This is a genomic window from Arthrobacter sp. NPDC089319, assembly GCF_040684925.1.
GTDB lineage: Bacteria > Actinomycetota > Actinomycetes > Actinomycetales > Micrococcaceae > Crystallibacter.
This window is the reverse complement of the sequence record NZ_JBFBGZ010000002.1, coordinates 383,317-403,022: the sequence shown is the minus strand read 5'-3', so window position 1 is coordinate 403,022 and position 19,706 is coordinate 383,317. Positions and strand designations below refer to the sequence as shown.

Genomic DNA, 19,706 nt, shown 5'->3' with positions numbered 1-19,706 from the left:
ACCCCGCCAGCCCTCACGGCCGGCGGGGTTTTTACTGCTCGGATCCGGGTGGCACCTGCTCTGTCCATCGGGAACGACTCCCAGGGCAGACCCATTGCATTAGTGTGTGTCACACACTATGGTGTGGCGCATGGATACTGATGATGCCGCCACCCTGGCCACGCATGAGCAGGAACTGCGGCGCGGCACCATCGTCCTGGCGAGTCTGGCGGCCTGCCGGACGCCGCGGTACGGATACGCATTGCTCAGCACCCTCGCCGACGCCGGTTTCCAGATTGAGGCGAACACCCTCTACCCGCTGCTGCGGCGCCTGGAGAAACAAGGACTGCTCAAGGCCGAGTGGAACACCGACGAGGCCCGGCCGCGCAAGTACTACACGCTGACCGGCCTCGGCAGCCAGATGGCCGATTCACTGCGCGACGAATGGGCCGCCCTCACCAGAAGCCTGACCACACTGTGGAAGGACGATTCCGAATGAGCTCCCTGACCGAAAAATACGTCGCCCAGGTGGTGCGCCGCCTGCCCGAAAGCAACCGGGCGGACATTGCCCGCGAGATCACCGCCACCCTGTCCGACATGGCCGACGCCCGGCTTTCCGCGGATGGCTACGCGTCGCCGGCCTCCGCCGAAGCGGCCGAGCGGGCGGCCCTTGAAGAACTCGGCGACCCCTCGCGTCTGGCCCTGCGCTACAACGAGTCGCCGCGCTATGTGATCGGGCCCGAACTTTTCCCCGTCTTCACCCGGCTGATGGCGTGGCTGCTGCCGATCGTGGCGGTCTCGGCCCTGGCCGTGAACGCCCTGGTCTACCTTCTGGCCACTCCCGAGCCGGCGATCGGCGGCATGATCGGCGCGATGGTCGGCAACGGCATCCTGGCGGTCCTGATTGGCATTGCCGTGGTCACCGTGCTGCTGGCACTGGCCGAGCGCATGCTGTCGGAGAAGGACAAGGCCCAACTGACGGCACCGGCGGCCCGGTCCGAGTGGACCGTTGCCGACCTGGTCCGGGAACGGCCCGTGCGGGAGATCGCCCGGCCGGAGCCGATCGCCTCGCTGGTGGTCCTTGCCGTCATGGCGTTGCTCCCCTTCCTGCCGACCTCCTTCTTCTACGTAGGCCACCTCAACAACGGTGGCGGATTCCTGAACCCGGCCCTGTGGGACGGCTGGATTCCGGCCTACCTCGGTTTCCTGCTGGTGCTGGCGCTGATCGAGATCTGGCGGCTTACCTCCGGCAGATGGTCGACGGCGCTGCTCGCCACGATGATGGCGGCCGACGTTGCCTTCGCGGTTTTCTTGACCGTGGCTTTCCTCAGCCAGGAGGTGCTCGACCCCGCCCTCTTCACCGACTCCGGAGGTGAGCCGGGCTGGTACCAGGGCATCGCCGTCGTACTCATCTGGGCGGTGACCGTGTGGGACCAGCTGGCCACGGTCAAGGCCTACCGCGTGGCCAGGTCGCTTCGCCCGGCGGAGCCCCGCTAGCGCCCGCTTCTCCCGCCGACAGGGCCGCTGCGTCTAGTAGAGGGCAGCGGCCCTGTCAATGCTTTTCGGGGATTTTGGCGCTCTCACATCAGTCACAAAAACCGGCTTGCGTCACATTTCGGCAGCGATCGTAAACCGCCCGGAAAAGGGGTTGCGGCGCGGCGGATAAGCCGTACGCTAAGACCACCTCTGGTTGCGGCGGCGTGAACCAAGCGGCTTCCTGGAGGTAATTCGTCGGCAGGTTGGGAAGTGACGTTGGGGGACGTCCGGGCCTGCTCAGGGGGACGGAGGACCGCAGGTGGACGAAACAGTTGCCGCTTCGGAGGACGACGACGCCAACCAGGAGGAACGGACGGCTGCTGCCGGGCAAGCACCGGCGCCGCCTGACCGGGAACCCGCACCGTTGCGCAGTACTCGGAAACCGTGGTGGCGCCGCCGGAAAGACACGGTGTGCCTGGACGAGATGCTTGCGCCTGTTCCACCGGCCCGCCGGCACGGCCCCGCGTTGCGTTTCGCCGCCTGGGCCGGGGCAGTCGCCGTGGTGGCACTCAGCGCCGGCTCCCTGGTTGCGCCGGGGGCGATCGCCTTCTCGGCAGCCACCGACTCCGTGCTGGATCTATGGGAGGAACTGCCGGGCGAGTTGCCGCTGGACACCGCCTTGCCGCAGCACACGGTCCTGCTGGACAGGGACGGCAAGGAGTTCGCCCGCTTCTACAGCGAGAACCGCATTGATGTGGACCTGGACCACGTCTCGGAGACGTTCCGGGATACCCTGCTGTCCACCGAGGATTCACGGTTCTACGAACACCACGGCGTGGACCCGATGGGGGTCACCCGGGCCATGGTCACCAACTCCGTGGGCGGCGAGCGCCAGGGCGGCTCCACCATCACCCAGCAACTGGTGCAGAACATCCTGGTCAACAACGCGCGGGACGAAACCGAGCAGTCGGTGGCGGTGGGCGAGACCTACAACGCCAAGATCCGCGAGGCCAAGTACGCCGTCCAGCTGGAAAACAGGCTGGACAAGGACCAGATCCTGAACATGTACGTCAACGCCGTCTACTTCGGCCACCGCGCGTACGGAGTCCAGGCCGCGGCCCGGATCTACTTCAACACGACGGCGGACAAACTCAACCTGCCGCAGTCGGCCCTGCTGGTGGGCCTGCTCAAGGGGCCGGTCTACTACGATCCGATGACCTACCCGGACCGTGCGCTTGCCCGCCGCAACACCGTGCTGAACGTGATGGAGGGCCGCGGGTCAATCACCCCAGACGAAGCCGCAGCAGCACGCCAGAGCGGGCTGGGCCTTGACCCGGGCTCCATGCCGTCCGGCTGCGCCGACTCCGACTACCCGTTCTACTGCGACCTGGTCCGGGACGAAATCCTTTCCGATCCGGCCTTCGGCAAGACCCAGGAAGAACGCGCCGACCGGCTCTCCCGGGGCGGGATGACCCTGACCACGGCGATGGACCGCAAGGCGATGGCCGCGGCGCAAAAAGCGGTGAGCAAAGCGATGGGCAACAAGAACCGCGTGGCGCTGGGCACCGCCGTCGTGGAACCCGGCACCGGGCATATTGCCGCAGTGGTGCAGAACCGTGCGTGGGGCGAGGGCAAAGGCAAGACCGAAGTGGTCTTCGCGGACAGCCCCTTCCAAGTGGGTTCGGCAATGAAGCCGATCGTGCTGGCCACGGCGCTGTCGCAGGGAATCTCGCCACGGACGAAGCTGCTGGCCAACGGCCCCTACTACTCCCGCCTGGACAACCCGCCGGGCGGCTTCCACAACTACGGCAACAAGAACTACGGCAATATCGATGCCTACCAGGCCGTCCGCGCGTCGGTGAATGTCTACTTCATTCGGCTGATCGAGCGGACCGGCGTGAAGGAAGTGGCCGAGCTCGCCGAGAAGCTGGGCATCACCACCATCCCCACCAAGAAACTGCACGGCAAGGAGGCCTCGCTGGCTCTGGGCGCGTACGAGATTTCGCCGCTGCAAATGGCCAACGCCTACTCCACGTTCGTCAGTGGCGGGGTGCTCTGCCGGCCGGTCACCATCACCGAAGGCATCCGCAGCGACACCGGGGAGAAAATCCCGGTTCCCGAGGCCGGCTGCCACCAGGCCATCAACCCCTCGGTGGCGGCCACCGTAGCCGACGCCCTCAAGGAACCATTCAACCCCGCCGGCACCTTGGGCGTGCTCGGCATGCCGAAGGGCCGCAAGGCCGGCGCCAAGACCGGTACCACCAACGACTTCGCCGCCAACTGGATTGTGGGCGTCACGCCGCAGTATGCGACGGCGGTGTGGCTGGGTGATCCGCGCGGCGGCGCGCAGCACCCGTTGACCACGGTGAAGGCCTACGGGAAGACCTTCCGCGACCTCACCGGCTCGGAATTGGCCGGCCCGGTGTGGAAGGACACCATGGAGGGCCTGCACAAGGGCCTGCCGGCCGAGCCGATGCCGGAGGCGGATCCGCTGAGCAGCAGCGTGGCCGCGTCGCGGTCGATGCCCGATCTCCGCGGACTGGGTGTCAACGAGGCCATTACGGTGCTGCTGCGCAACAACCTGGTGCCGGTGATCGCGCAGAAGACCACCAAGCCCGATCCGCGAATCGGCAAGAACGTGGTGACCAAACAGTCGGCCCCGCCGGGCAGCAGCCTGGCCTTCCGGCAGGAAGTGAAGATCACGCTCAGTGCCGGCAGCAACACCGCCATCACGGTCCCCGGACAGCCGTAGGAGTCCCGATGTCCATCTTCGAGAAGCATCCGACTGTTGCACTGGCCGTCGGCGCGCTCTGCCTGGCTTCCATCACCGCCTCCGGACTGGCGGCGCTGCAGCTGTCCGGCATGCCCATGGTCCTCCCCCGCGAACCGGCGCAGGCGGTGGCCGAGGCCGCGTCCCCGGTGGCGATCAGCGCCGTGCTCGCGGACAGCCCGGCGTCCACGTCGCTGACCGCGCTGCTGGATGAACCGCCCGCCACGTGGAAGCCGGACGGACCGATCCAGCAAGGAGTGGCGCTGCCGGTGCCGTACTCGTGCGATGTCGGGGCGGCCCCGTCCGTGGCGCTGGCGCGTTCGTTCAAGGTGGGCAAGGTGCGCGTGCAGGTGGTCAGCGCTGCCTACACTGCCGGCCTTGGCGCCGAGGCAATGGATGACCTGCTGGATAACGCGTCCGATTGTGCCGGGAGTTCGGTCGACGTCGACGGCGAGGATCTGGACACACCCGGTGTCCAGGCGCACCGGGACTACACCAACAAGAGCGGCCGCAGCATGCAGGTGGTGACTTTCCGGCGCGGGGACGTGCTGACGTTCGTGGTGGGCAAGGCGGACGTTAAGCTGCGGAAGTTGGCCAAGCAGCTCGACAAGAACCTGGCCGGCACGCTGGACGGCGTCTGCGCCGACCAGCAGTCCAACGCCGGCGACGCCGCCCGCTCCCCCTGGTCGACGGACGACTACAAGCCGTTCACCCGCACCAGCACGGTGGCCATCCGCACTGTTTCACCCCCGCAGACACCGGCCGGCGACGGCGAGCGCGCGGTGCCGATGCCGGCTCCCACGCTGAAGGTCAAGGCCGCCAAGCCGGCGGCTGAGCCGAGCTATCCCGTCTGGCCGCTGATGCCGGAGGCCCGGAAGGCGCCCAAGCCGCCCAAGAGTCCGGCGGACGAACCCGCTACCTCGGCCAAGGTCAGGGTGCTGGCCGATGACCCAGCCGGCCCGGGTTGCGGTTGGAGCTTCACCGGGATGGCGCCGGTGCCGTTCGACGCCGAAGACGCTGCGCTAGCCAACCGGGAACGCACCAGTGCCGCGGAGGAGAAGCTGGCCGGCGGCGTCGAAAAATGGCAGCAGAGCGTGCTGGACTACTGGGCCGCCTACGACCAGTACCGAACGGAGGTGAAGGAGTACAAGGACTACGCCACCGCCGTGGCCAAGGTGAACAAGGCCTGGGACAAGATCGCGGCACAGTGGGACGACTACTGGAGGGACTATGCCGTCTACCAGCAGGCACTGGCAGAACGCTCGACCTTCTTCGCCCGCCGGGACAACGCCCAGGCCAATTACCGCGACGCCCTGGCCCAATGCCAAGCGGACAACCGTGAAGCAGAGCAGGACTACCGCCAAGCGGAGCGGGACTATCAGGACGCCGTGGACGAAGCGGAAGACGAGGACGAGGACCCGCCGGAGCCGCCCGCTAAGCCTGCGCAGGCGGACTGTGACGCGGCGATCCAGCCGCCGAACATCCTGAACTGGGCGGCCCCGGCCGAACCTACCGCACCGGCCACCCCTGCCGATCCCCGCCCGAAAGACCAGCGCTAAAGAACAGCGTTACGCCCGCCGAGTTCGCACGCCCATGGGCCCGTTCGGATTTAGTTAGAGTGGTGGCATGGTCGATTCCACTGCCACAGCCGCCGTTGAGCACCTGGGCGCCGACGGAAGTGCGGTCCCGGACGCGTACTACGTCCGCCTGGACGGCGGCCGCTTCCATTCCACGCTGCATTCCCAGGGCGCGTGGAACGACCACGAACAGCACATGGCCCCGGCGTCGGGGCTGATGGTGCACGAACTGCTGCGCAACCATCCCCGCGCGGAGATGGTGATGAGCCGGATCAACTTCGAGATCCTGGGCATCATCCACGGCGGCGAGTTCGAGATCCAGACCCGGGTGCTTCGTCCGGGCCGGACCATCGAACTGCTGGAGGCCACTTTCACTGCCCAGGGCCGCACCGCTATCCGCGCCCAGGCCTGGCGGCTGCTGTCCGGCGACACTGCGGACGTCTCTGGGCCCGAGCATCCGGGCCTGCCGCGCCCGGACGGCTGCCCGCCGGCGCCCATGCAAAGCGTCTGGGACGGAGGCTTCATCCGCGCCACCGAGTTCCGTACCATCGCCGACCGCGGGCCCGGCAACCGCACGGTGTGGGCGCGTCCGCTGCATCCGTTGGTGCTGGGCGAGGACGTCCACCCGCTGGCCCGTTTCGTCAGCATTGTGGACACCGCGAACGGCGTGGCCGTGCGGCAGGACCCGCGAGAGTACATGTTCCCCAACCTGGACCTGACCATCCATTTGTTCCGCCAACCGCACGGCGAGTGGACCGGCCTGGATACCCGGGTCACCTTCGGCGCCGGCGGTGTGGGTATGACCGACACCGAGCTGTTCGATGAGCAGGGTCCGGTGGGCCGGGCCGCGCAGATCCTGACCGTCCGCAAGTTCCCGGCAGCCGGCGGATGAGCCTGCGCATCCTCACCATCGGACGCAAGCACGAGGCGTGGGTGGCGGAGGGAATCGACCGCTACGAAAAGCGGATGAAGAAGCCCTTCGACGTCACCTGGCAGCCCATTCCGCATTCCTCCCGGGAGCATGATGCCGCCCGACGGGAAGAGTCCGAAACCCTGCTGGCCAAGCTCGCCGGCAAGCACGCGAACGACTTCGTGATCCTGCTGGACGAGCGCGGCAAGAACATTGACTCGCCCACGCTGGCGCGGACCCTTCAGCAGCCGCTGGACAGCTCCCGCAACGTCACGCTGATCATCGGCGGCGCCTACGGCGTGGACGACTCGGTCCACCGCCGCGCAGACTTTGTCTGGTCCCTGTCCAAACTGGTCTTTCCGCACCAGCTGGTCCGGCTGATCGTCATGGAGCAGCTCTACCGCGCCCAGGAGATTGCCGGCGGACGCCCCTACCACCATGAGTGACCATGGGTAACGCCCTGCGCTTCGGCCGGTCGGCAGTCGTGGCTGCCGCGGTGCTCTGCCTCGCCGCCGCGGCACATACCGCCGCCGGCGGCACCTTGCCGCCCCCCGCCGTCGTCCTGGCACTGGGCGCGCTGACCTGGCTGCCGGTGATGATGCTGGCCGGGCGCAGGCTGGAACCGGGAACCATCCTGGCGGTCCTCGCCGGCGGGCAGCTGGCCCTGCACCAAGCCTTTGAACTGTTCGGCACGGTCCAGTGCGCGCCGTCCGGAGTGGCCGAACATGCCGGCCACGCGGGCCATGCCGGCCATGCGGCCGTGGCGCTGGACTGTGTGGCCGCATCGCACGCCGGCAATTCGCCGGGCATGCTCGCCGCTCACTTGCTGGCCACCGCGCTGACCGCTCTGATGCTGGCCGGCGGGGAGGCCGCGCTCTGGGCGCTGGCCGCCTGGCTCCGTCCGCTGGTCCAGCTGCCCGCCGTCCCCGCGGCGCCCGTCCGTGCGTCATTGCCGCTTTCGGAGCAGGGTCCGGTGCCCCTGCACACCGCGTATCGGGTCACGGTGGTGCCGCTGCGCGGACCACCGGTGCCGGTGAGTGTTCCGTTTCCGGGCTGACGCCCGTTGTGAATTCCCACTTCTTCCGGTGCTGTGGCCCATCCTGCCCAGCGCCTCTTGAAAGGCACCCTAGTGAAAACCATCCATCGCACTTCCCTCCGTTCCGTCCTCGCCGCCGGAGCCACTGCCGGCCTGCTGGCCGCCGGCGCCGGCGCAGCCTCCGCGCATGTCGGTGTCACCCCGGAGGACAACGCCGCCGGCGGCAGCTCGGTGCTGACCTTCGCCTTCGCCCACGGCTGCGAGGGCTCGCCGACCAGCAAGATCGCCATCTCGCTGCCCGACCAACTGGACGACGCCACGCCCACCGTGCACCCCGGCTGGGACGTGGAGAAGGTCAGCGAAACCCTCGATACGCCGAAGACGCTGGACAGCGGAGCCACCGTGACCGAGCGGGTCAGCCAGATTGTCTACACCGCCAAGGAACCGGTGGCCGACGGGCTGCGCGACACGCTGCAGCTGCAGGTGCTGCTGCCCGAATCCGCCGGCGAGACCCTGGCCTTCCCCGTCCTGCAGACCTGCGAGAAGGGCGAGACCAACTGGGCCGAACTCCCGGCGGAGGGCCAGGACCCGCATGACCTGGAGTCCCCGGCCCCCTCGTTCGTGATTGGCGCAGCTTCCGCCGAGAGCCACGGAGGGCACGACGGCGGTGCCTCCGATGATGCGCAGGCCGCCGAAGCGTCGGGCAGCGGAGCATCGGGCGCCGACGCGGCGACGGTGGCCGGCTGGGCCGGACTCGGCGCCGGCGTACTGGGCCTGGCGGCCGGCGTCACCGCCCTGGCCAGGACGCGCAAGAAGGGCTGATCCGTAGAGATGTAGTGCCGCCTTCCGGCCGGTGGGATGTTCGTTGCGGACAACCACCGGCCGGAGGTGTTTAATGTGAGCATGATGAATCGTTTCCGGTTGAGGCCGGCCGCCGCGGCCCTCTTCGTTGGCTCCACAATGCTGCTGGCCGGCTGCGGCCAAACGGGGCCGGGAGCCGGCACCGCACCGGCATCCGCCGGGCCGGCGGGCAGCGCATCGCCGTCGTCCTCTGCACCGGCGCCGGAGACCGAAAGCGCCACGGAAACCGAAAGCCCCGCCGCGTCGCCGGAGGCCAGCAGCGGCGCCGATGCCGGCACCGATGACGGGTCCTGCAGCGCCGGCCAACTGGCCGCTGCCATTGAAACCGAACCCGGCGGCGGCGCCGCGGGCAGCGTTTACCGCACGCTGGTGCTCACCAACACCGGCGACAAGTCCTGCACGCTGGCCGGCTACCCCGGTGTCTCCTACATCGATGCCAAGGGCAAGCAGGTCGGCGCCCCGGCCGACCGGGACCCGGACGCCAAGAAGGTCACCGTCACGCTGACGCCGGGCGGCACCGCCGCGGCGCAGCTGCGGCAGACCAACGCACAGAACTACGGCGAAGAATGTGGGCTCACGGACGTGGCGGGGGTCAAGGTTTACCCGCCGAACCGCAAGGATTCGCTGATCGCCGAGCAGGAGACCGTCGGCTGCTCGGACGACTCGGTGGTGCTGATGACGGTGGGCACGGTCCAGGCCCCCTAGCCGGGCCCGTAGCCGGTTCTGCCGCCGCGGAACTGCACGCTGTGGGCGCCGGGCGTTAGGCTCAAACCATCGGTATGACGACGTCTGTGCTCGAACGCTTCAGTCCGGCGACCCGCGAGTGGTTCGCCGGTGCGTTCAGCGCGCCCACCGACGCGCAGACCGGCGCCTGGAACGCCATCTCCGCCGGTTCCCACGCCCTGGTAGTGGCGCCGACCGGTTCCGGCAAGACGTTGGCGGCCTTCCTCTGGGCGCTGGACACCTTCATCTCCACCGCGGCGGCAGAACCGGAGCTTCCGCTCGAGGCCCCGCAGCCGGCACGCAAGCGGGGACGGGGCGGCCAACAGGAATCCCGCGGCACCCGTGTGCTCTACATTTCCCCGTTGAAGGCGCTGGGCGTGGACGTGGAGCGGAACCTGCGCGCGCCGCTGATCGGCATCACCCAGACCGCCAAACGGCTGGGACTGCCCGCCCCGTCTATTACCGTGGGCGTCCGTTCCGGCGATACTCCGGCCAACGAGCGCCGCCGGCTGCTCACGCATCCGCCGGACATTCTGATCACCACCCCGGAATCGCTGTTCCTGATGCTGACGTCCAAAGCACGGGAGACCCTTGCCTCGGTGGACACCGTGATCATCGATGAAGTGCACGCCGTGGCCGGGACCAAACGCGGCGCACACCTGGCGGTCACGCTGGAACGGCTGGACGCGGTGCTGACGCGGCCGGCCCAGCGGATCGGTCTCTCCGCCACGGTGGAGCCGTTGGATACCGTTGCCCGCTTCTTGGGCGGCAACGCACCGGTGGAGATTGTCGCCCCGCCCGCCAAGAAGTCGTGGGACCTGACGGTCACCGTCCCGGTGGAGGACATGACGGCGCTGGCCTCGCCCAGCCAGGAAGAACTGGGCCCGGGCGCGCAGCCGGCGTCCATCTGGCCGCATGTCGAAGAGAAGATCGTCGACCTGATCGCCGAGAACCAGTCCACCATCGTCTTCGCCAATTCCCGCCGACTGGCCGAACGGCTCACTGCCCGGTTCAACGAAATCTGGAGCGAACGCCAGGCCCTGTCCCTGGCCGGCGACGACGTCTGGGACACTGCACCCGGCCAGGGCACCGACTCCGGGTCCGGTACCGTCACCGCTACCGAGACCAAGCCGCCGGCCCAGATCATGGCGCAGGCCGGATCGATGTCCGGGGCGGACATGGTGCTGGCCCGCGCCCATCACGGCTCGGTCAGCAAGGAAGCCCGCGCCGAGATCGAAGACGACCTCAAGTCCGGCCGGCTGCGCTGCGTGGTGGCCACCTCCAGTCTGGAACTCGGCATCGACATGGGTGCCGTGGACCTGGTGGTGCAGGTGGAATCACCGCAGTCGGTCGCGAGCGGCCTGCAGCGGGTGGGCCGTGCCGGGCACCAGGTCGGCGAAACCTCGCAGGGCGTGCTGTTCCCCAAACACCGGCAGGACCTGGTCAACACCACTGTCACGGTGGAGCGGATGCTCGCCGGCCGGATCGAGCCGCTGTTCATCCCGGCGAACCCACTGGACATCCTCGCCCAGCAGACCGTGGCGGCCACGGCGCTCGGTGCCGTCGATGTGGAGGAATGGTTCGACGTCGTGCGCAAATCCGCGCCCTTCGCCACGCTACCGCGCTCCGCCTACGAGGCCACGCTGGACCTGCTGGCCGGGCGCTACCCCAGCGACGAGTTCGCCGAACTGCGGCCGCGCATCGTCTGGGACCGGCTGGCCGGGACCATCACCGGCCGCCCGGGCGCGCAGCGGCTGGCGGTGACCTCCGGAGGAACCATTCCGGACCGCGGGCTGTTCGGCGTCTACCTGGTGGGGTCCGAGGACGAGAAGAACCGAGGCGGCCGCCGGGTCGGCGAGCTGGACGAGGAGATGGTCTACGAGTCCCGCGTGGGCGACGTTTTCGCGCTGGGCGCCACCAGCTGGCGGATCGAGGACATCACCCATGACCGGGTGCTGGTCTCGCCGGCCTTCGGGCAGCCGGGCAAGCTGCCGTTCTGGAAAGGCGATTCGTTGGGGCGGCCGGTGGAACTCGGGCGCGCGCTGGGCCGTTTTGTCCGGGAACTGTCCGGTACCGCTGAGGAACCGGCGCGCGAGCGGCTGGCCGGGGCCGGGCTGGACGATTGGGCCGCGGGGAATCTGCTGGCCTATCTCACCGAACAGCAGCAGGCCACCAACGACGTTCCCAACGACCGCACGCTGGTGGTGGAGCGGTTCCACGACGAGCTCGGCGACTGGCGGGTGGTGCTGCACAGCCCGTTCGGCATGCCGGTCCACGCTCCGTGGGCGCTTGCCGTCGGCGCACGGTTGCATCAGCGCTACGGGCTGGACGGCTCCGCGATGGCCGCCGACGACGGCATTGTGCTGCGCGTGCCGATGATGGAGGACGAGCCGCCCGGTGCCGAGCTGTTCCTCTTCGACCCCGAGGAACTGGACCAGATTGTCACCGCGGAGGTGGGCGGTTCGGCGCTCTTCGCCTCGCGCTTTCGCGAATGCGCCGCACGTGCGCTGCTGCTGCCGCGGCAGAACCCGGGCAAGCGCAGCCCGCTCTGGCAGCAGCGCCAGCGCTCGGCCCAACTGCTGGATGTGGCGCGCAAGTATCCGACGTTCCCGATCATCCTGGAGACGGTGCGCGAGTGCTTGCAGGATGTCTACGACCTGCCCGCGCTCAGGGACATTGCCGCTGGCATCGAACGCCGCGAGCTGCGTCTGGTGGAGACCACCACGCAGCAGCCCTCACCGTTCGCGCGTTCGCTGCTCTTCGGTTACGTGGCCAGCTTCCTCTACGAGGGCGACTCCCCGCTGGCCGAACGCCGGGCGGCTGCGCTCTCCCTGGATCCGGGCCTGCTCAACGACCTGCTGGGCCGCGCCGAACTGCGCGAGCTGCTGGACGAGGGCATCATCGCCCAGACGGAACAGGAACTGCAGCGGCTCACCGAGGACCGCAAGGTCAAGGGCGCGGAAGGCATCGCGGACCTGCTGCGCCTGCTGGGGCCGCTCACGACGGCGGAGATCGCCGCCCGCGTCCAGCCTGCCGGCCCGGTGGTCGACCAAGCGAGCACCAGCGAGCGCGTGGAGACCGGGTCTCTACTCGGCGCCGGCGCGCCTCCATCGACCACCGAAAACGACCACCCGGTGGTCGACCAAGCGAGCACCACCCCGGTGGTCGACCAAGCGAGCGCCAGCGAGCGCGTGGAGACCGGGTCTCTACTCGGCGCCGGCGCGCCTCCATCGACCACCGGAACCGCCCCGCCTCCTTCAACCACCGAGGTCGAACCCCTGCTGGCCGACTTGGCCAAGGCCAACCGCGTCCTGAAGGTGGGCGTGGCCGGCTTCGAGCGCTGGGCCGCGGTGGAAGACGCCGCCCGGCTGCGAGATGCCCTCGGCGTCCCGCTGCCGGTGGGGGTGCCGCTGGCTTTCATCGAGCCGGTGGCCGACCCGCTCGGCGACCTGGTCAGCCGCTACGCCCGCACCCACGGGCCGTTCACCGCCGCCGAGTGCGCCCGCCGGCTGGGGCTGGGCCCCGCCGTCGTGCTTACGGCGTTGCAGCGCCTGCTCAAGGACGGCCGGGTGGTGGAAGGCGAATTCCGCCCCGGCGGCGCGCCGGACGCTGACGACGGCGGCACCGCGACCGACGGGGAACGGGCTCCGACCGGTGCGCCGGACCAACGCCAGACCGAGTGGTGCGATGTCGAGGTGCTGCGCAAGATCCGCCGCCGATCTCTGGCGGCGCTGCGCCGGGAAGTCGAACCGGTTGACCCGGCTACCTACGGTCGGTTCCTCCCGGCCTGGCAGAACGTCGGAGCCAAGCTGCGCGGGCTGGACGGCGTGGTCACGGTGGTGGACCAACTCTCCGGGGTTCCCATCCCGGCGTCGGCATGGGAACCGCTCATCCTGGCGTCGCGCGTGTCCGATTACGCGCCGGCCATGCTGGACGAGCTGACCGCCACCGGCGAAATCCTGATCGCCGGTGCGGGCTCGATGCCCGGCAACGACGGCTGGATCAGTCTCCATCTGGCGGACACCGCCCCGCTGACGCTGAATCCGCAATCCGATTTCGAGCCCAGTGTGCTGCAGTACGAACTGCTGAGCGCACTCTCCGGCGCCGGAGGCTACGGCGGCGCCTACTTCTTCCGGCAGCTCTCCGATGTGCTGGCGGCCAACGGCACCCGGCCGGGGGACGACGCCGTCGTCAGCGCGCTGTGGGACTTACTATGGGCCGGACGGATCACCAACGACACGTTCGCCCCGGTGCGGACGCTGCTGGCCGGCGGCACCACGGCCCACCGGCAGCGCAACGCGCCGCCGCGGTCCCGGTCGGCGCGGCTGGGACGGATCGGACGCATGCACGGACTAAGCGGGGTCGGCCTGCGTCCGGGCACCGGGGCCGCCGCGGACGCCGCCGCGGGCCGGCCGCGGACCGCACCGCCGAACGCCGCCGGCCGCTGGTCCCTGCTGCCGGCGCCGGAGGTCGATCCCACCGTGCGGGCACACGCCACCGCCGAACTGCTGTTGGACCGCTACGGCGTGGTCACCCGCGGCTCGGTGGCCGCCGAATCGGTGCCTGGCGGCTTCGGCCTGATGTACAAGGTGCTGGGCAAGCTGGAGGAGACCGGCCGTTGCCGCCGCGGCTACTTCATAGAGCATCTGGGGGCGGCCCAGTTCGCTGTCTCCCCTACGGTGGACCGGCTGCGTTCCTTCAGCCGCGATGCGCAACTGGGCGAGCAGGCGCCGTCGGCCGTGGCGTTGGCCGCGACCGACCCCGCCAATCCCTACGGCGCGGCGCTGGCCTGGCCCGCGCAGGAATCCGGCCACCGGCCGGGGCGCAAGGCAGGCGCCCTGGTGGTGCTGGTGGACGGCGAGCTGGCACTGTATTCCGAACGCGGCGGCAAGACGCTGCTGGCCTTCACCGAGGACGAGGAGTTGCTGGCGATGTGCGGCCGGGCCCTGGTGCAGGTGATCCGGCGCGGCGCCGCGGACAAGATGGCGGTGGAGAAGGTCAATGGCGGCCCCATCCTGGACACGCCGCTGGCCCGCGCGCTGATGGACGCCGGCTTCTATTCCACTCCGCGGGGATTGAGGTTCCGTGCCTGAGGGCGACACCGTCTGGCGAGCTGCCCGGCGACTTCACGCGGCGCTGGCTGGGCAGGCGCTGACCGGCAGCGACTTCCGGGTGCCGCGCTATGCCACGCTGGACCTGTCCGGGCAGAGCGTAGACGAGGTCCGGTCCCGCGGCAAGCACCTGCTGATGCGGGTCGGCGCGCTGACCGTGCACTCGCATCTGGGCATGGACGGCAGCTGGCAGATCTACCAGCCCGGCGAGCGCTGGCGGAAACCCGCCTTCCAGGCCCGCCTCATCCTCTCCACCAGCACGACGACGGCGGTGGGCTTCGCGCTGGCTGCGCTGGACGTGGTGCCGCGGGCCGACGAGGACCAACTGGTGGGGCATCTGGGCCCGGACCTGCTCGGGCCGGATTGGGACGCAGACGAAGCCTTGCGGCGGCTGCGTCAGGAGCCCGACCGGCCGATCGGGCTGGCCCTGCTCGATCAGCGCAATCTCGCCGGGATCGGCAACGTCTACCGCTGCGAGCTCTGTTTCATTGCCCGGGTGCACCCGTCCACGCCGGTGGGCCAGGTGCCGGATCTCCCGGCCATGGTGTTGAAGTCCAAGCAGCTGCTGGAGGTCAATAAGGATCGCAGCAGGCGCAGCACCATCGGGTCACCCGCCCGGGGCGAATCGTTCTGGGTCTACGGACGGGCCCGCCGTCCGTGCGGACGCTGCGGTACCCCGATCGCCCACGACCTCCAGGGCAATACCGAGGCCGACCAGCGCGACGTCTACTTCTGCCCGCACTGCCAGCCGCTCGCTTCCTGATGGGGCTGGATAACGCGCTCGCGGAGGCCTCTTGGCCGCCGCCTGGCAGGCCTATGCCGGAACCCGGCGCCCCTGCGCCAGCCCTCGGCGCCCCAGCGCCGGCCCTCGGCGCCCCAGGTCAGGGGCTGCCGTCGAGATCACCTTCCACAACCCCGGACGTCGCGAAGAGATCACCACATGGCGTCCAGATCGGGGGTTGCAGGGGGATATCTCGGCGCGTTCCCCAGACCTCGTGGAGCGGCCCGCGCTGGAGGACCCACCCCTGCCGCGAGCGTCTCCCCCGACCTCCTAAATCTGCCCGGCCCCCGAAGGCTCGCGAAGAGCCTTGTGGGCCGTCGCGGCTTCGGCTGCGCGGTACGAACCGTAATATGGTGACGACAACAGACGAAGGGGGCCCATGAGCTGGCTGCAGACGATTCCGGCGGTGCTGGTGGCCATCGTCCTCGTCTTCGGACCCGGCCTGCTGTGGGGCGCCGTGCTCGGCTTGCGCCGGCTGTCGCTGGTGGCGCTGGCCGGCCCGTTTGGCGTCACCGCCATCGTGCTCGCCGCCGAACTCGGCCGTCTGGTCGGCCTGCGCTGGGCCTGGCCCCAGCTGCTGGCCGTCACCGTAGTGGTCGCCGCCATGCTCTGGCTGCTCCGCCGCAGCCTGGGCCACCGGCTGCACCGGGATCCCGAGAGGCCGAACGTCCCGGCGCCCTGGCGCTCGGTGGCGCTGGCCTGGGCGGTCTCCGCGGTGCCGCTGGCCGCAGCAATGATTTTTATCTTCGGTGCCCCCGACAACATCGCGCAGTCGCACGACAACATCTTCCATCTCAACGCGCTGCGCTACATTTCCGACTCGGGCAACGCCTCCTCGCTGACACTGGGCTATCTGGGCACCACCGACCGGGGCGTGTTCTACCCGGCGGGCTGGCACGACGTGGTCTCGCTAGTGATGATCACTGCCGGGCTGCAGCCGGCGTCTGCCATCAACATCACCAACCTGGTGCTGATCACCGGTATCTGGAGCACCGGCTGCCTGTTCATGGTCAGCCGGATCACCGGCGAGCGCACCATGCCGCTGCTGGTCGCTGCCGTGGTTTCGCTCTCCTACAGCAGCTTCCCCTACCTGCTGCTGGAATTCGGCGTCGTCTATCCGTTCATGCTCTCCATCGCCATGCTGCCGGCTGCCTTGGGCGTGGTGTTCCAGCTGCTCCGCCTGGGCGTGCACACCCGCGTGTCCACCGAAGGCAACGTGCTGCTGCTGATCGGGCTGCTGCCGGGCATGGCGCTGTCCCATCCGGCCACGATCATGGGGCTGCTGGCGCTCTCCGTGCCGCCGGTCGTCGCGGCCGCCTACCCGGCACTGCGCGCCACAGAACAACGACGGCGGCTGCGCGCCTGGCTGGGCACCGGCGCCTTTCTGGTGGTGCTGGTGGCGCTGTGGATCACCCTGCGCCCGGCCCGCAGCAGCAGCGCCAACTGGGACAACATGGGCAATGCAGCGGCGGCACTGGGCGAGGTGCTGCTGAATTCGCCGCTTAGCCGGCCCATTTCCATCTTGGCGACCATCTTGACCATCGTGGGCGCCGCCGTCGTGTTCAACCTGCGCAAAAACCGCTTTGCGCTGGGGATGTATGCGGTGGGCGCTGCCCTGTACGTGATCGGCAACCTGCAGGCGGTGCCCGCCCTGCGCTGGTGGGTGGCCGGCATTTGGTACAACGATTTCTTCCGCATCAGCGCCATGCTCCCGGTAGCCGGCCTGCTGATAGCATCCATCGGCGGTGTGGCGCTGGCAGGAACGGCGCGCTCCTTCTTCCGGGCCTCGCTGGCCCGCCGCGAGAAGAAGGCGCCCGCGTGGATCCGCCCCGCCGCCACCGGCGTGCTGGTGGTCATCAGCCTCGCGGTAGTGCCGCTGTTCGCGGTGCAGCGAGGCATCTCGGAAGCCGCCGCCAAGTACCGGTTTTCGGACCGCTCGCAGTTGCTCACCCTCGACGAGCTCGCGCTGATCAAGCGGATCCCCGACCGGGTTCCCGAAGATGCTGTGATCGCCGGTGACCCGCTGACCGGGGCCTCGCTGTCCTACGCCTATACCGGCCGCCGGGCGCTGGTCCCTTCGGGAACCACGTCCCCCAGCGTTGAGGGCAAGCTGATCATGGACAAGCTGGACGAGATGCGGACCGATCCGGCGGTCTGCCCTGCCGTGGAGTCACAAAACGTCCAGTTCGTGCTGGACTTCGGCGACCGTTCCGTCCACCCCGGCGAGAAATCCTCGGTGCCGGGCCTGCAGGAGCTGACCGAGGCCAACGGCTTCAAACTGGTGGACTCCGAAGGCGATGCGAAGCTCTATCAGATCACCGGTTGTCCCTGAACCGTTCCGGTTCCAACCCAGAGCCCGTTCCATACTGGTGCCGTTCGCGGGCGTCGGTCAGCCGGTACCCTTGATGGGTGATGGAATCCCCGCTCCCGGTGCGCGACGGCGTCAACGCCACCCGCTTGCGTCTGCCCGGCGACGGCCCGTGGGAAACGGCGATGGACTACATGCTGCACCGCTGGGGCCACGTGGATCCGGCCGGCATCATGGACCGGTTCGACCGGGGAGAAATCGTGGGCGAGGGCGGCACCGTGCTCAGCCGGACCACTCCGCTGGATGCCCACACCTTCATTTGGTACTACCGCACCTTGCCCCGGGAAACGCGGCTGCCGGTGGAGATCAACATCCTGCACCAGGACCAGAACATCCTGGTGGTGGACAAGCCCCACTTCCTGCCCACCACCCCCGGCGGCACGTACATCCAGGAGTCTGCGCTGGTCCGGCTGCGCCGCCAACTGGATATCCCGGACCTGATTCCCCTGCACCGGCTGGACCGCCTCACCTCCGGGGTACTGCTCCTTTCCACCAACCCCGCCACCCGCGGCAAATACCAGGTGCTGTTCGAAAAGCGCCTGGTGCAGAAGGAATACGAGGCCATCGCGCCGGTGGATCCGCAGCTACAGTTTCCGCAGACGGTGCGGAACCGCATGACCAAGTCCCGCACCTACCTGCTGGCCCAAGTGGTCGACGGCGAGCCCAACACTGAAACCCGGATCGAGCTGCTGGAACAGCGCGGAGGGATGGGCCGCTACAAACTCGAACCGCATACCGGAAAGACCCACCAACTGCGCGTACACCTGGCCTCCCTGGGCATCGGCATCCTGCACGACCCTTTTTACCCAGTGTTGCTGGACCAGGCCCCCGACGACTTTGAGCGGCCGCTGCAGCTGTTGGCCCGCGGGATCTCGTTTACCGACCCGATCAGCGGTGAACCGGTGGAATACCGTAGCCGGCTGGAGTTATCCGAGTGGGCGGTCCGAGGCCCCGCCGACGCGGGGGACGCTGGCGACGCCTCGAAGCATGGATTGTCTGGATAATTAGGCGCGGCCTGAAGCGGTACCTTTCACGTTCGTCTCCCGCCTACGGGTCAGCAGCAGTCCCAGGGCAAGCATGACCACGCCCAGGATGAGGTGTAGCCAGTTGTCAGCTGAGTTCAGGGGCACGAAGTTTGCGGTGCTCTGCTGGTCAATGAACAGTCCGTACAGCCAGAGGACCAAGTAGATCACACCGCCCCACACCAGGTAGTTGCGCGCACCTGGGATGGTTCGGGCCAGAACCAGTCCCGCGATACCGAACAAGAGATGGACGATGTTGTGCAGGATGGATACTTGGAAAACACCCAGCAGCATCGCCTCGGAATGGTGCCCTGCGGCCATCATCTGGTCGTAGTTTGAGGTGATTCCGGGGATGAAGCCCAGGATGCCCACTAGCAAAAAGACGGCACCAAAGATCATCGCCGCCAACTGGACAGGAGTCCTGCCCGCACGGCGGGTCTGGACGTTGCGCTCAGCGGTCATGGCAATCTTCCCGTCTGGCGCCGTCAGCCAGCCTGGGCCTTGCGGCGCCGGTAGATATGGCTCTTGACAGACACAACGATACAATAAGGCTGCTTAGGAGTTAAGAGGGGCCCGCCCGAACCGGAATCAGCCCGCGCCCAACGTCTCACTGTAAGCGCCGGCTTCGGCGAGCGGATCCAACGCCATGACAGCCAGCGGCTCCCGCCTGCCGTCAACATGGAATGCCAGCGTCCGGGCATCCGGCGACGGCACGCCTTCGAACACGGCACTGACGACGTCCTCCAGGTCCCGATCCCCGCTGACCTCGTAGAGTTGCGTGAAACAGCGCCCGGTGTCATCCACTGCGGTCATCTGCGCGCGGGCCAACAGCCAGGAGACCAACGGGTCCTCACCGCGGAAGCGCGCGATGATCCGGTTGGGCAGCAGCTCAACAATGGTCAGCGTCAGGGTCCGCTCGGCATCCCAGCGGCACGGAACGTTGCAGAGAATGGTCACGGCGCCGGACGAACCGTAGGACTCGTTCCCCATGCGAATACAGCTCCCCCAGAAACGAAAATCAGGACGGTCCTCGACCGCTTGCGTCAATAGTAAGCAGACTGTTCAGCGGGAGGGAAATGGATTCTGGTGCCG

The 19,706-nt window shown here is 68.6% G+C and carries 15 protein-coding genes; 13 read left to right on the top strand and 2 right to left on the bottom strand.

The window, feature by feature from the left end; translation table 11 throughout:
• Positions 1 to 130: 130 nt before the first annotated feature.
• From AB0N75_RS04660 to AB0N75_RS04600, 13 genes are all read left to right on the top strand, one after another.
• Entirely contained in the window at positions 131 to 478 is a 348-nt protein-coding gene (locus AB0N75_RS04660) for a PadR family transcriptional regulator (protein ID WP_364645799.1), read from the top strand.
• Positions 475 to 1,476: a hypothetical protein gene (locus AB0N75_RS04655; protein WP_364645796.1), complete on the top strand. Its 1,002-nt coding sequence runs from the start codon at positions 475 to 477 to the stop codon at positions 1,474 to 1,476. Before AB0N75_RS04660 ends, AB0N75_RS04655 begins: the two co-directional genes overlap by 4 nt.
• Positions 1,477 to 1,774: 298 nt before the next feature.
• Positions 1,775 to 4,207 carry a transglycosylase domain-containing protein gene (locus tag AB0N75_RS04650; protein WP_364645793.1) on the top strand — a complete coding sequence of 811 codons (2,433 nt, stop codon included), beginning with the start codon at positions 1,775 to 1,777 and terminating at the stop codon, positions 4,205 to 4,207.
• 8 nt (positions 4,208 to 4,215) lie between these two features.
• A complete protein-coding gene (locus AB0N75_RS04645; protein ID WP_364645790.1) occupies positions 4,216 to 5,784 on the top strand; it encodes a hypothetical protein in 1,569 nt (522 codons plus the stop codon).
• 67 nt (positions 5,785 to 5,851) lie between these two features.
• Positions 5,852 to 6,694, top strand: coding sequence for a thioesterase family protein (locus AB0N75_RS04640; protein WP_364645787.1), 843 nt, complete (start codon positions 5,852 to 5,854; stop codon positions 6,692 to 6,694).
• Entirely contained in the window at positions 6,691 to 7,158 is a 468-nt protein-coding gene (locus AB0N75_RS04635; protein ID WP_364645784.1) for a 23S rRNA (pseudouridine(1915)-N(3))-methyltransferase RlmH, read from the top strand. The genes AB0N75_RS04640 and AB0N75_RS04635 overlap by 4 nt, the downstream gene beginning before the upstream one ends.
• A 2-nt stretch (positions 7,159 to 7,160) precedes the next feature.
• On the top strand, positions 7,161 to 7,769 hold the full coding sequence (locus tag AB0N75_RS04630; RefSeq protein ID WP_364645781.1) for a hypothetical protein: 609 nt from the start codon (positions 7,161 to 7,163) through the stop codon (positions 7,767 to 7,769).
• A gap of 72 nt (positions 7,770 to 7,841) precedes the next feature.
• Entirely contained in the window at positions 7,842 to 8,570 is a 729-nt protein-coding gene (locus AB0N75_RS04625; protein WP_364645778.1) for a YcnI family protein, read from the top strand.
• Between the two features lie 81 nt (positions 8,571 to 8,651).
• Positions 8,652 to 9,314, top strand: coding sequence for a DUF4232 domain-containing protein (locus AB0N75_RS04620; RefSeq protein ID WP_364645775.1), 663 nt, complete (start codon positions 8,652 to 8,654; stop codon positions 9,312 to 9,314).
• Positions 9,315 to 9,388: 74 nt separating this feature from the next.
• Positions 9,389 to 14,425: a DEAD/DEAH box helicase gene (locus tag AB0N75_RS04615; protein WP_364645773.1), complete on the top strand. Its 5,037-nt coding sequence runs from the start codon at positions 9,389 to 9,391 to the stop codon at positions 14,423 to 14,425.
• Positions 14,418 to 15,206 (top strand): DNA-formamidopyrimidine glycosylase family protein, encoded by a 789-nt coding sequence (locus AB0N75_RS04610; protein WP_364645770.1) that lies wholly within the window; start codon positions 14,418 to 14,420, stop codon positions 15,204 to 15,206. The genes AB0N75_RS04615 and AB0N75_RS04610 overlap by 8 nt, the downstream gene beginning before the upstream one ends.
• Before the next feature lie 397 nt (positions 15,207 to 15,603).
• The gene (locus AB0N75_RS04605) at positions 15,604 to 17,556 is read left to right on the top strand and encodes a DUF6541 family protein (RefSeq protein ID WP_364645767.1); all 1,953 of its coding nucleotides are present in this window, start codon (positions 15,604 to 15,606) and stop codon (positions 17,554 to 17,556) included.
• Between the two features lie 80 nt (positions 17,557 to 17,636).
• Complete coding sequence (locus AB0N75_RS04600; RefSeq protein ID WP_364645994.1) at positions 17,637 to 18,596, top strand: RluA family pseudouridine synthase; 960 nt, start codon at positions 17,637 to 17,639, stop codon at positions 18,594 to 18,596.
• Here the strand turns inward: AB0N75_RS04600 and AB0N75_RS04595 are convergent, their stop codons facing one another.
• Positions 18,597 to 19,076 (bottom strand): DUF4383 domain-containing protein, encoded by a 480-nt coding sequence (locus tag AB0N75_RS04595; protein WP_364645764.1) that lies wholly within the window; start codon positions 19,074 to 19,076, stop codon positions 18,597 to 18,599. It abuts the gene before it with no gap.
• Between the two features lie 126 nt (positions 19,077 to 19,202).
• A complete protein-coding gene (locus AB0N75_RS04590; RefSeq protein ID WP_364645762.1) occupies positions 19,203 to 19,604 on the bottom strand; it encodes a hypothetical protein in 402 nt (133 codons plus the stop codon).
• Positions 19,605 to 19,706 lie beyond the last annotated feature (102 nt).